Below are 11,156 nucleotides of genomic sequence, written 5' to 3'. Positions count from 1 at the left end.
CACAGCGCTACCTCGTGTCGGGTGTTTGTTAATGCCTGAACGTTATGGTGGCTGTGCGCAGGGCACCCTCGGGTGCGCCGGAGTTCCTGGTATCCGGTCGACTAACCTGCGTGCAGCCGCCACCCCTGTTCGTTTAGTCGCGATATCGGTTGGCTCCAATGAGTACCAGGAGTTTTACCAATGAAAAAACCAGTCCCCGATCCACCTCCCGAATCCTCAAGCAAAGACAACGACGATCCGCTTAAAGGACGTTCAGCGCTTTACCACGCGATCGATTTTTACCTTACCCGCGAACATACCGGCGCACCGGATGAACTGCGCTTCTACAACGTCAGCCAGGACGTGAACTTCGAGGACACGCAACTCTATGTCGCCGACCTTTTGCGCTGCGCCTCGGTCACCGCTTATCGGTGTGGCGATCAACTGAAAGGGGCCGACAGGGCCATGGTGTTCTCTATTTGGCATTTGCTGGAAATTGCCAAGGCGATGGTTGACCGGTCCATTGAATGTCTGGGGATGAAGCACACCGGAAACCGGCCTGAATAATAGGCCGGCAGTTAAATCGCCTTCGCGGGCAAGTCGGATCGCCGCACCGCTCGCTCCTACAGGAAAATGCGCCCCTCTGTAGGAGCGAGCGATGCGGCGATTCGACTTGCCCGCGAATGGCTGCGAAGCAGCCCCGGACCTGATGGCGTATATTCGGCGAATCCCAATTGCCTGCGCAGCCCGCCATGAAACAAACCCCGGACGACCTTGAGAAAATCACCTCCACCACCCTCGGACATTACAACTCGGTGGCCGAAGGTTTTCGCGAAGGGACGCGTGATCACGATGTCAGCCAGAACATCGACGCACTGCTGCGGCATATTCAGGGCGAGGCGCCGTTCGACATCCTCGACTTTGGCTGCGGGCCGGGGCGGGATTTGCAGACGTTCACGCGCATGGGCCACACCGCGGTCGGCCTCGACGGTTCGGAGAAGTTTGCGCAAATGGCGCGTGAAGACAGTGGTTGCGAGGTGTGGCAGCAGGATTTTCTGAAACTGGATTTGCCGGCTGAACGCTTTGACGGGATTTTTGCCAACGCGGTGCTGTTTCACATTCCGCGTCAGGAATTGCCGCGGGTGTTGAAGGAATTGCGCGGGGCGTTGAGGCCGGGTGGGGTGTTGTTCAGTTCCAATCCGCGTGGTGAGAATCAGGAGGGGTGGAATGGGCCGCGGTATGGGGCTTATCACGATCTTCAGGCGTGGCAGGATTTGCTGACCGCTGCGGGGTTTGTGGAGTTGGAGCATTACTACCGGCCGGCGGGGTTGCCGCGGGAGCAGCAGCCTTGGTTGGCGAGTGTTTGGCGTAGGGTATAAGGCTCCCAGACCTGCGGTGGCTGAGCTAAAGCCATCGCGAGCAGGCTCGCTCCCACAGGGAACCGGGTCTGCCAGAGCGACTCGTTCCACTGTGGGAGCGAGCCTGCTCGCGATTAGAGCGCGAAGCGCTCTGCTTTACCGGGCCTCTTTTTTCGGCTCGCGAATCTTGTACCAGGCCACATACAGCGCCGGCAAAAACAGCAGCGTCAGCAACGTCGCGATGATGATGCCGCCGATCATCGCGTAGGCCATCGGCCCCCAGAACACTTCCCGGGCAATCGGGATCATCCCCAGGCTCGCCGCCGCAGCCGTCAGCAGAATCGGCCGGCGACGGTGTTCCGTGGCTTGCGCCACCGCATCCCACGGCGACAGCCCCTCTTTCTCCAGGGCGTCGATCTGCGTCACCAGAATCACCGAGTTGCGGATGATGATGCCGATCAGCGCCAGAATCCCCAGGATCGCCACGAAGCCCATCGGCGTGCCGGTGGGAATCAGCGCCAGCACCACGCCGATCAGGCCGAGCGGCGCGACGCTCGCCACCAGGAACAGCTTCTGCACGCTGTGCAATTGAATCATCAGGAAGGTCGCCATCAGGAACAGCATCAACGGCACCACCTTGGCAATCGGCCCTTGTGCCTTGCCGCTTTCCTCAACCGTACCGCCCGTGGCGACCTTGTAGCCCACCGGCAAAGCCGCGGCGAATTTGTCGATCTCCGGCTTCAGTTGCTTGACCAGATCGGTCGGCTGAATCTCGTCGCGCACCGCAGCCTTGATGGTGATGGTCGGCTTGCGGTCGCGACGCCACACCAGCGGCTGCTCCAGTTCATAGCGCACGGTGGCGAAAGCCAGCAGCGGGATCGAAGTGCCGCTGGGCGTGACGATCTGCAGGTTCTGCAACGTTTCCGGCGTACCGCGCTCCGCATCCACCGCGCGGCCCACGACGTTGATCAGGTAGATATCGTCATCAACCTGCGTCACCGGCGCACCGACGACGATGCTGTTCATCAGGTTGGCCACGTCTTCCGACGACAACCCCAGTTGCCGCACCTTGTCCTGGGCGATGTCGATGCGCAGGACTTTGCCCGGCTCGTTCCAGTCGTAAATGATCTCGCCGATGTGCGAGTTCTTGTCCAGCTCGGTGGCCAGGGCGATGGCATGTTTACGCACCTGGTCGATGTCCTTGCCGCTGACCCGGTACTGGATCGGCCGCCCGACAGGCGGGCCCATTTCCAGCGCCTGGACGTAACTGCCGATGCCGACAAAATCCTTGCGCAAGCGTTCGCGCAAACGCTGACTCAGGGCTTCTCGCGATTCCAGGCCTTTGCTGACGATGACCAATTGCGCGTAGTACGGGTTTTGCAATTGCTGGTCGAGCGGCAGGTAGAAACGGATCGCGCCTTCGCCGATGTAAGTGCTCCAGCGCACGATGTCCGGGTCGTCCTTGAGCGTCGCTTCGAGCTTGTCCACGGCTTTGCGGGTTTCGGCAATCGAAGCGTTTTGCGGCAGGTTCAGGTCGACGAGAATTTCCGGCCGGTCGGAGGACGGGAAGAACTGGTTCTGCACGAACTGCATGGAAAACACCGACGCCACGAACAAGGCAATGGTGATGCCGATGGCCCACCAGCGATTGCGCATGGACCAGAGCATGCCGTAATTGAAGGCGCGACCGATGCGACCAGGTTCTTCATCGTGAGGTTTCACGTTGGCGCTGAGGATGTGTACGCCGATCACCGGCGCGAACAACACCGCGACAACCCACGACACCAGCATCGCCACGGCAATCACCGCGAACAGCGTGAAGGTGTACTCACCCGCCGAACTGGCGTTCAGGCCGATCGGTACAAAACCGGCCACCGTCACCAGCGTACCGGTGAGCATCGGGAATGCAGTCGAGGTGTAGGCGAACGTGGCCGCCTGCTCCTTGGTTTCTCCCATCTCCAGTCGGGTGACCATCATCTCGACCGTGATCATCGCGTCGTCCACCAGCAGGCCGAGGGCGATGATCAGCGCGCCGAGGGAAATCCGCTGCATGGTGATGCCGCTGTATTCCATGAAGACGAAGACCATCGCCAGTACCAGCGGAATAGAGCACGCCACCACTAACCCGGCGCGCACGCCGAGGCTGACGAAGCTGACCACCAGCACGATCACCACCGCTTCGAACAGCGCGCTGGTGAAGCCGCCAACGGCTTTTTCAACCACGGCGGCCTGATCGGAAACGTTGTACACACCGACGCCCACCGGCAAATCGGCGGTCAGGTCGATCATGCGCTGGTGCAGCGCCTTGCCGAAATCCTGAATGTTGCCGCCCTTCTTCATGGCAATGGCCAGGCCGATGGCCGGATGGCCGTTGTAGCGAAACTCCGGGGTCGCCGGGTCGACATAACCCCGACTGATGTCGGCAATGTCGGCCAGGCGATAGAAGCGATCGTTGAGCCGCAGGTTGACGTTTTCCAGGTCTTTCTCGGAAGCGAACTGCCCGGTGGTGCGAATGGAAATCCGCTCGGGACCGGCTTCAATGACCCCGGCCGGCGTCACCGCGTTTTGAGATTGCAGGCTATCCACGACCTGACGCTGATCGATCCCCAGCGCCGCCAGTTTGCGGGTTGAGAAATTCAGGTAGAGCACTTCATCCTGCTCGCCGACCATCTCGACCTTGCCCAGCCCCGGCACTTCACGAATTTCGGCGCGCACCTGCTCGACGTAATCGCGCAACTGGCGCATCGACAAGCCGTCAGCGGTAAAGGCGTACACCGAACCGAAAACATCACCGAATTCGTCGTTGAACCCAGGCCCTTGCAGGCCCTTGGGGAACTGGCCGCGAATGTCGTTGATCTTCTTGCGCACCTGGTACCAGATTTCCGGGATGTCCTTGGCGCTGGTGGTGTCGCGCAGGTTCACGAAGACCGTGGACTCACCGGGCCGTGTATAGCTTTTCACATAGTCGAGGGAGTCGAGTTCTTCGAGCTTTTTCTCGATGCGGTCGGTGACCTGCTTGAGGGTTTCTTCCTGGGTCGCACCCGGCCAGCTGGACTGGATGACCATGGTCTTGATGGTGAACGAGGGGTCTTCCTCGCGGCCGAGGTTCATGTACGAGAACACGCCCATCAGCAGCGCGATGAACATCAAATACCAGACAAACGACTGATGCTTGAGGGCCCATTCGGATAAGTTGAAACTCCCTTTCATTGTGGGCTGTCCTCATCGATTTTCACTTTCTGCCCAGGCTTCAGGCTGTTCACACCGGCACTCACGACACGCTCGCCGGACTTCACGCCGCTGGCCAGGACCATGGTGGAATCGGTGCGGCTGATCAGGCTGATGTCACGCGGGGAAACGGTTTGGGTCTGTGGGTCGATGACCCAGATCCGCGATTTGCCATCGACCTCTTGCAGCGCGGTCAGGGGCAACTCGATTCGTGGCTTGATCGCAGAGCTGAGGGTGACGCTGATTGCCGTGCCCAGGCGAAACCCCGGTGGTGTGTCGGTCAGGGTCAGGCGGGCGCGCCGGGTGCGGGTGGCGCTCTGGGCCTGGGGTTCGATTTCGCGGACGATGGCGGTGGTGGTGATGTTCGGTTCCAGTTGCACGGCGACCTGAAACACCACATCCGCGGGCAACTGATCCACCAGCGTGTCGGGCAGGTCGATTACCGCTTCCTTGATGTCCGGCTGCGCCAGGGTCACCACTTGCTGGCCGGCGGTCACCACTTGCCCGGCTTCGGCGTTCCACGCGGTGACGATGGCTTTGTGGTCGGTGCGCAACTCGACATAATCGAGTTGGTCCTTGGCCTGATCGACCGCCGCCTTCGCTTGATCGAGGGAAGCCTGAGTGGTTTTCAGATCGGTCTGGGCGATGTCCAGTTGCGCCTGCGCACCGACCCCGCGATCGAACAGCTCCTGCTGACGCCGGGCGTTGGCCTGGGCGTTGATCAGTTGTGCCTGGACCTTCGCCAGATCGCCCAGAGCCGAGCGCAGCTGGTTTTGCTGATCGGTGGGATCGAGGGTCGCGAGCAAGGCGCCCTTCTCGACCTCGGCGCCGACATCGACGTTGCGACTGGCGATGCGCCCCGGTACGCGGAAGCCGACATTGGTTTCGTATCGGGCCTGAATGCTGCCGGCGAAGCGGCCGAGACTCTCCTCGCCCAGCGCCTGGACCTTGATCGACAGCACCGGACGCACCGGCTCTGGCGGCGGTTCTTCTTTTGAGCAGGCCACCAGCAGCACTCCGGCGAACACCAGCAACACGCGCTTCATGGCTGGGCTCCCGCAGCTAAATCCTTGTAGGTGTTTTCGGCGATTTCCACTTTGACGCCGGGGTGCAGCAACTGACCGCCGGCAATGACGACTTTTTCGCCGCCCTTCAGACCATCGCTGATGATGACTTTGCCGGTCAGGTAACGACCCACCGTCACCGTATGCAATTGCGCCTTGCCCTCGTCATCCACCAGCCACACGGCCGGTTCGCTGAGGTTTTTGGTCAGCGCCGACCATGGCAGTTCGATTGCGGATTTGCTCGGCGTCTTCGCCGTGCCGCTGATCACCGAGCCAAGCTGCATGCCTTCCGGCAGACCGTTAAGGGTGACCTTGACCTGCACCGTACCGGTCTGCGCGGAAACGGCCGGGGTGACTTCCCGAACCGTGCCTGTGGTCTTGATGGCCGGGTTATCGAGCAAGCTCACCACAATCGTTTTGCCCTCAGGATCCTCTGTCAGCAGCGACTCGTAGACGTTGAACACCGCGTCGCGCTCACCGTCGCGCGCCAGGCTGAAAATCGGCATCGTGGCCTGCACCACCTGGCCGACTTCGGCCTGCCGGGCAGTGATCACTCCCGGTGCATCGGCGATCAGCGCGGTGTAACTCAGTTGCTCGCGGGCGTTGGCCAGTTGCGCCTGGGCAGCCGTCAGCGCGCTCTGGCTGCTGCGCAATGCGGCCTGGGCAGAGTCGAACTCGCTTTGACTGGTGTAGCCCTTGGGCAGGAGTTTTTGCTGGCGGACGAAGGCGGCGGCGGCCTGTTTGACCCGCGCCTGCTCGGCGACGACCTGTGCCTGGGCCGAGTCGACATTGGTTTGCAGGTCTTTTGGGTCGAGCCTGGCGAGCACTTGCTTGGCCGACACCCGGTCACCAACATCGACCGAGCGCTGGATGATCTTGCCACCGACACGGAACGACAGCTCTGTCTGGACGCGCGCCTGAACATCACCGGTGAGGGTCACGGACGCGGCGTAATTCGCGGCGTTGACGATTTGCACGAACACCCGCGGACGATCCTTTTCGACCTGGGGTTTTTCCCCGCAGGCCCCCAGCAGGACAAGAAGACTCAGGCCAACCACTCTTTTCAATCCGGGACCAGCCATGCAGACTCCTTTGCGTCGTACGAACGTGCCAATGGCGATACGACTGTGAGCTTAGAACAGGGTTCAACAGGTGCACAGGTTTGCTGCACTCATAGCAGTAAGGAAGCTTCCCATGCTCAAAACCCTCGCGGTGGCCAATTACCGCTCGATCAATAAACTGGTGATTCCACTGGGTCGTCTGAACCTGATCACCGGGCCGAACGGCAGTGGCAAATCCAACCTCTACCGGGCGTTGCGCCTGCTGGCGGAAACCGCTCAGGGCGGCGTGGTCAATGCGTTGGCCCGCGAAGGCGGCCTGGATTCGACCTTCTGGGCGGGACCTGAAACCATCACCCGGCGCATGCGCAACGGCGAAGTGCCGATCGAGGCGACCGTTCGCCACGGCGTCAAACGCTTGCGCCTGGGGTTTGCCGGGGACGACTTCGGTTACTCGATCAGCCTGGGGCTGCCCGATTCCAACGGTCATTTCATGTTGCCCGGGCACAGCACCCCCATTGCGTCACGGTTCAGCCTCGATCCGCAAATCAAGCGTGAATGCCTGTGGGCCGGGGCGCATTATCGTCCGGCGAGCCTGCTGGTGGATCGCGACGGCCCGATGATCCGCACCCGAGCCAACCGCAGCTGGGACGTGCTGGCTCAGCACACGCCGACTTTCGACAGCCTGTTCGATCAGGTGGGCAGCTTGCGGACCTCGCCGGAGGTGCTGGAGATGCGTGAGTTCATCCGCCGCTGGCGCTTCTACGATCACTTTCGCAGCGACGCCGACGCGCCGGTGCGTCAGCCACAGCTGGGCACCCGCACCCCGGTGCTGCACCACGACGGCAGAGACCTGGCGGCAGCGTTGCAGACCATTATCGAGATTGGCGACCCCGAGGCTTTGCGCAACGCCATCAGCGATGCGTTTCCCGGTGCGCGTCTGCATATCGAACCGCTGGCGGGCGGCCGGTTCGCCATCGAGTTTTATCAGGAAGGGTTATTGCGGCCGTTGTCGGCGGCGGAGTTGTCCGACGGGACGTTGCGCTACTTGCTGTTGGTGGCGGCGCTGCTGACGCCGCGCCCACCGACGCTGATGGTGCTGAACGAGCCGGAAACCAGCCTGCACCCGGACCTGTTACCGGCGTTGGCGCGCTTGATTATCCGCGCGTCGGAGCAGTGTCAGGTGTGGGTGGTGTCCCATGCCCGGCGGTTGATTTCGGCGCTGCAGGAAGATCCCGAGTGCAATTGCATCGTGCTGGAGAAAAATCTGGGCCAGACCGGGATTGTCGGGCAGCGGATGCTGGATGAGCCGGCGTGGTATTGGCCGGATTGAGCGGCGCCGCTGAAACCAATCGCCAGCAAGCCGGCTCCTACAGGATCGCGGTGATCCACTTGTAGGAGCCGGCTTGCTGGCGATAGCGGTCGAAAGACCGCTGCAAAAACTACAGAATCACCCCTGCCACTTCCCACCCTCGACAATCACGCTCTCAGGCTTGGTGTCATCGCTCAATTCCTTGCGCACATACTGGTCGTACAGTTTGAGCAGATACTTCTCCTCACCCAGCTTCGCCAACTCGGCGTTCACCCAGTCACGCAGCTCGATGTTGCCCTTCTTCACCGCCGGCGCAATCGGCGCTTCTGCACCGAGTTTCTGATCCAGCACGCGGTAGCCAGGGTTCTGCTTGGCCCAGCTGAACAGCACCAGATTGTCCTGCGCATAGGCATCGCCGCGACCGTTGGCCAGGGCTTGCAGGGACTCGGAGTTTTTCTCGAACTTCAGCAGTTTCCAGTCCGGGTGATTCTTGGTCAGCCAGATATCCGCCGTGGTGCCGGTGGTGACGATGGTGGTGCGGGTCGCCAGGTCATCGAGGTTTTTCACTTCGCTGGCCTGTGGCACCAATGCCTGTACTGCGACTTTCAGGTTTGGATTGGTGAAGTCCACCGCTTCCTTGCGCTCCGGGGTCACGGTCATGTTGGCCAGGATCAGGTCGACCTTGTCACTTTGCAGGAACGGAATCCGGCTCGCCGGTTCCACCGCGACGAACTCGACCTTGTTTTCATCGCCGAGCAGATCCTTGGCAAATTGGCGGCCGATGTCAGTATCGAAACCAACGTAACGCCCCGCTTCATTGACGAAACCAAACGGCGGTTTGTCAGTGAAAACGCCGACGATCAACTTGTCCCGCGCCTTGATTTTGTCCAGGTAGCTGGCCGGCGCAGTGCTTTCGCTGGCGACTTTCGGCTTCGCGGGTTCTTCGGTTTTGTTGCAGCCGGCCAGCAACGCGAGGCCGAGCAGCGGGAGTAGCAGTAGAGAAGACTTGGCAGTTTTCATGGCAGTTCCAGTTCCTTTGTTTGAGTCGTTTTGGGTAGTGCGGCGACGTAGGAGAACTTCTCCAGGAACTGCTGCGCTCGTGCGGTTTGCGGGTTCGTAAAGAAAATCTCGGGAGGGTTTTGCTCAAGGATTCGCCCGGCATCCATGAACACGATGCGGTCAGCCACGGCGCGGGCGAACGCCATTTCGTGGGTGACAATCAGTAGGGTCATGCCCTCGCGGGCCAATCCCTGAATCACTTCCAGCACTTCCTTGACCATTTCCGGGTCGAGGGCGGCGGTGACTTCATCGAACAACATGACTTTGGGGTTCATGCACAACGAACGGACGATGGCGATGCGTTGCTGCTGGCCGCCGGAGAGCTGGCGAGGAAAGGCGTCGCGCTTGTCCGAGAGGCCCACGCGCGCCAGCAAGGTTTCGGCCTGATCCCGGGCTTCACGACGCTCGCGCTTTTGCACCTTGACCGGGCCGAGCAGCAGGTTGTCGAGCACGCTCATGTGCGGGAACAGGTGATAGCTCTGGAACACCATGCCGATCTGCTGGCGCACTTCGCGCCAGTCGGTGCCTTTGTCCAGCAGCTCGCGGCCGGCAAATGTCAGGCTGCCGCTGTGCGCGACTTCCAACCCGTTGAGGCAACGCAACAGGGTACTTTTACCGCAGCCGCTGGGGCCGAGGATGACGATCACTTCGCCGGACTTCACCTTCAGGTCGATGCCGTCGAGCACCTGCTGCTCGCCGAAAAACTTGTTGAAACCCTTGAACTCGATCAATGCGCTCATGCTTGCGTCCAGCGCCGCTCCAGCACGCGCGAGGCGGCCGAGAGCGGGTAGCAGATGAAAAAGAAAAACAGGAACAGCGCGCCGTAGATCAGCACGGATTCGTAGGTGCGTTCGATGATCTGCTGGCCGACCTTGATCACGTCCACTACGCCGATCAGCACCGCCAGGGAGCTGGTCTTGATGATCCGCGTGTAGACGTTGATGGTCGGCGGGGTCATGCGTTTCAGCGCCTGGGGCAGCAGCACGTAGCCGTAGAGTTGCGGCCCGTTCAAGCCGATCGACAGGCCCGCTTCACGCTGGCCGCGTGGCAATGAATGCAAGGCGCCGCGCACCACTTCGCCGACTTCGCTGGCGCCCCACAGCGACAGCACCAGCACCGCGCACCAGAAGCTCGGAATGCTCAGGCCGAAGAAAATCGGCAGCCCGAAAAACAGCAAGTACAACCAGACCAATACCGGGATCGCCCGGAACAGCTCCAGATACACGCGCAAAATCGCGTTCAGCCATTTCGAATTCAGCGTACGCAAAACGCCGTAAAACACACCGCCAACGGTGCTGATGACGATGCTCAGGAAAGAGATCGACAGGGTTTGCGCAGCGCCCTTGCCCAGTTGCGGCAACGACACCCACAGCAATTCAAGACCCGAACTGGCCATGCTGGAGCCTCCTTTCCAGACGGCTGAGCAGCAGCGACAGCGGCAAAAACAGCAGCACGCAAATCAGCGTCAGCACGGCGAGCATTTCGTAGGTTTTGTAGTAGAGCGCGATGTAGCTTTTGGTGGTGTAGAGAATTTCCGGGACCGCCACGGCCGAGACCACGGTGGTCTCTTTGAGCAGGAAAATGAAATTGGCGAACAGCGACGGCAGGCTGAGGATGCCGGCCTGCGGCAGGATCACGTAGCGCAGCAATTGCCCGTGGGACAAGCCGATGGAGCGGCCGGATTCGAGCTGCGCCTGGGGCACCGCGTCCACCCCGGCACGCAGCACTTCCGTGAGGTAAGCGCCGCCCAGGAACGTCATGGTGATAATCGCCGCCGTGAAGCCTGACACCTTGATGCCCAGCGCCGGCAAGGCGAAATACACAAAGAACAGTTGAATGAGCAGCGGCGTGTTGCGCGCCAGTTCTACGTACAACCCGACCAGGCGTTGCAGGTAAGGCGTGCGGAACACCAGGATCGTTGCGTTGATCAAGGCCACCAGCAGCGAGGTGCCGATGGCGATGAAGCCGACCTGCAGCGTCACGCCCACGGCCTTGAGAAACGCCGGCAGGGTGCTGAGGATAAAAGCGTAATCGAAGTTCATTGAACATCCTGGACGTCGCTCGGTAAGCGACGGTGGCGCAGTCCATGGGCGGTGGA

10 protein-coding genes are annotated in these 11,156 nt (G+C 61.1%); 3 read left to right on the top strand and 7 right to left on the bottom strand.

The annotated features are described in order from the left end of the window. Positions 1-180 precede the first annotated feature (180 nt). The gene (locus tag KGA82_RS24725; protein ID WP_223452771.1) at positions 181-546 is read left to right on the top strand and encodes a DUF6124 family protein; all 366 of its coding nucleotides are present in this window, start codon (positions 181-183) and stop codon (positions 544-546) included. Positions 547-731: 185 nt separating this feature from the next. Further along, entirely contained in the window at positions 732-1,358 is a 627-nt protein-coding gene (locus KGA82_RS24720) for a class I SAM-dependent methyltransferase (protein ID WP_223452769.1), read from the top strand. 135 nt (positions 1,359-1,493) lie between these two features. On the opposite strand, the gene KGA82_RS24715 is transcribed toward KGA82_RS24720, so the two are convergent. Genes KGA82_RS24715 through KGA82_RS24705 form a run of 3 tightly spaced genes read right to left on the bottom strand, consistent with a single transcriptional unit; the run spans position 1,494 to position 6,711 of the window. Next, positions 1,494-4,547, bottom strand: a complete 3,054-nt coding sequence (locus KGA82_RS24715; RefSeq protein ID WP_008040210.1) for an efflux RND transporter permease subunit — start codon at positions 4,545-4,547, stop codon at positions 1,494-1,496. Beyond that, positions 4,544-5,611 carry an efflux RND transporter periplasmic adaptor subunit gene (locus tag KGA82_RS24710; protein ID WP_223452766.1) on the bottom strand — a complete coding sequence of 356 codons (1,068 nt, stop codon included), beginning with the start codon at positions 5,609-5,611 and terminating at the stop codon, positions 4,544-4,546. The genes KGA82_RS24715 and KGA82_RS24710 overlap by 4 nt, the downstream gene beginning before the upstream one ends. Next, the gene (locus KGA82_RS24705; RefSeq protein ID WP_223452764.1) at positions 5,608-6,711 is read right to left on the bottom strand and encodes an efflux RND transporter periplasmic adaptor subunit; all 1,104 of its coding nucleotides are present in this window, start codon (positions 6,709-6,711) and stop codon (positions 5,608-5,610) included. The genes KGA82_RS24710 and KGA82_RS24705 overlap by 4 nt, the downstream gene beginning before the upstream one ends. A gap of 112 nt (positions 6,712-6,823) precedes the next feature. Here KGA82_RS24705 and KGA82_RS24700 point away from each other — a divergent pair, with 112 nt between their 5' ends. Next, positions 6,824-8,020: an AAA family ATPase gene (locus tag KGA82_RS24700; protein ID WP_008032511.1), complete on the top strand. Its 1,197-nt coding sequence runs from the start codon at positions 6,824-6,826 to the stop codon at positions 8,018-8,020. A gap of 117 nt (positions 8,021-8,137) precedes the next feature. On the opposite strand, the gene KGA82_RS24695 is transcribed toward KGA82_RS24700, so the two are convergent. The 4 genes from KGA82_RS24695 to KGA82_RS24680 are packed head-to-tail and all read right to left on the bottom strand — an operon-like array spanning position 8,138 to position 11,100. Next, a complete protein-coding gene (locus KGA82_RS24695) occupies positions 8,138-9,019 on the bottom strand; it encodes a transporter substrate-binding domain-containing protein (RefSeq protein ID WP_008040217.1) in 882 nt (293 codons plus the stop codon). Next, positions 9,016-9,798, bottom strand: coding sequence for an amino acid ABC transporter ATP-binding protein (locus KGA82_RS24690; protein ID WP_008032517.1), 783 nt, complete (start codon positions 9,796-9,798; stop codon positions 9,016-9,018). Before KGA82_RS24690 ends, KGA82_RS24695 begins: the two co-directional genes overlap by 4 nt. Further along, positions 9,795-10,454: an amino acid ABC transporter permease gene (locus KGA82_RS24685; protein ID WP_207285571.1), complete on the bottom strand. Its 660-nt coding sequence runs from the start codon at positions 10,452-10,454 to the stop codon at positions 9,795-9,797. Before KGA82_RS24685 ends, KGA82_RS24690 begins: the two co-directional genes overlap by 4 nt. Further along, entirely contained in the window at positions 10,435-11,100 is a 666-nt protein-coding gene (locus KGA82_RS24680) for an amino acid ABC transporter permease (RefSeq protein WP_008032519.1), read from the bottom strand. Before KGA82_RS24680 ends, KGA82_RS24685 begins: the two co-directional genes overlap by 20 nt. Between the last annotated feature and the right edge of the window lie 56 nt (positions 11,101-11,156).

The sequence above is a fragment of the Pseudomonas sp. BF-RE-22 genome (assembly GCF_019956155.1).
In the GTDB taxonomy this organism is placed as follows: Bacteria; Pseudomonadota; Gammaproteobacteria; order Pseudomonadales; family Pseudomonadaceae; genus Aquipseudomonas; species Aquipseudomonas migulae.
This window is presented reverse-complemented; position numbering and strand designations above follow the sequence as displayed.

Bases quoted from the DNA above. Each gene is read 5' to 3' on its own strand.
- KGA82_RS24725 (WP_223452771.1), top strand. From the start codon at position 181: ATGAAAAAACCAGTCCCCGATCCACCTCCCGAATCCTCAAGCAAAGAC.
- KGA82_RS24720 (WP_223452769.1), top strand. From the start codon at position 732: ATGAAACAAACCCCGGACGACCTTGAGAAAATCACCTCCACCACCCTC.
- KGA82_RS24715 (WP_008040210.1), bottom strand. From the start codon at position 4,547: ATGAAAGGGAGTTTCAACTTATCCGAATGGGCCCTCAAGCATCAGTCG.
- KGA82_RS24710 (WP_223452766.1), bottom strand. From the start codon at position 5,611: ATGAAGCGCGTGTTGCTGGTGTTCGCCGGAGTGCTGCTGGTGGCCTGC.
- KGA82_RS24705 (WP_223452764.1), bottom strand. From the start codon at position 6,711: ATGGCTGGTCCCGGATTGAAAAGAGTGGTTGGCCTGAGTCTTCTTGTC.
- KGA82_RS24700 (WP_008032511.1), top strand. From the start codon at position 6,824: ATGCTCAAAACCCTCGCGGTGGCCAATTACCGCTCGATCAATAAACTG.
- KGA82_RS24695 (WP_008040217.1), bottom strand. From the start codon at position 9,019: ATGAAAACTGCCAAGTCTTCTCTACTGCTACTCCCGCTGCTCGGCCTC.
- KGA82_RS24690 (WP_008032517.1), bottom strand. From the start codon at position 9,798: ATGAGCGCATTGATCGAGTTCAAGGGTTTCAACAAGTTTTTCGGCGAG.
- KGA82_RS24685 (WP_207285571.1), bottom strand. From the start codon at position 10,454: ATGGCCAGTTCGGGTCTTGAATTGCTGTGGGTGTCGTTGCCGCAACTG.
- KGA82_RS24680 (WP_008032519.1), bottom strand. From the start codon at position 11,100: ATGAACTTCGATTACGCTTTTATCCTCAGCACCCTGCCGGCGTTTCTC.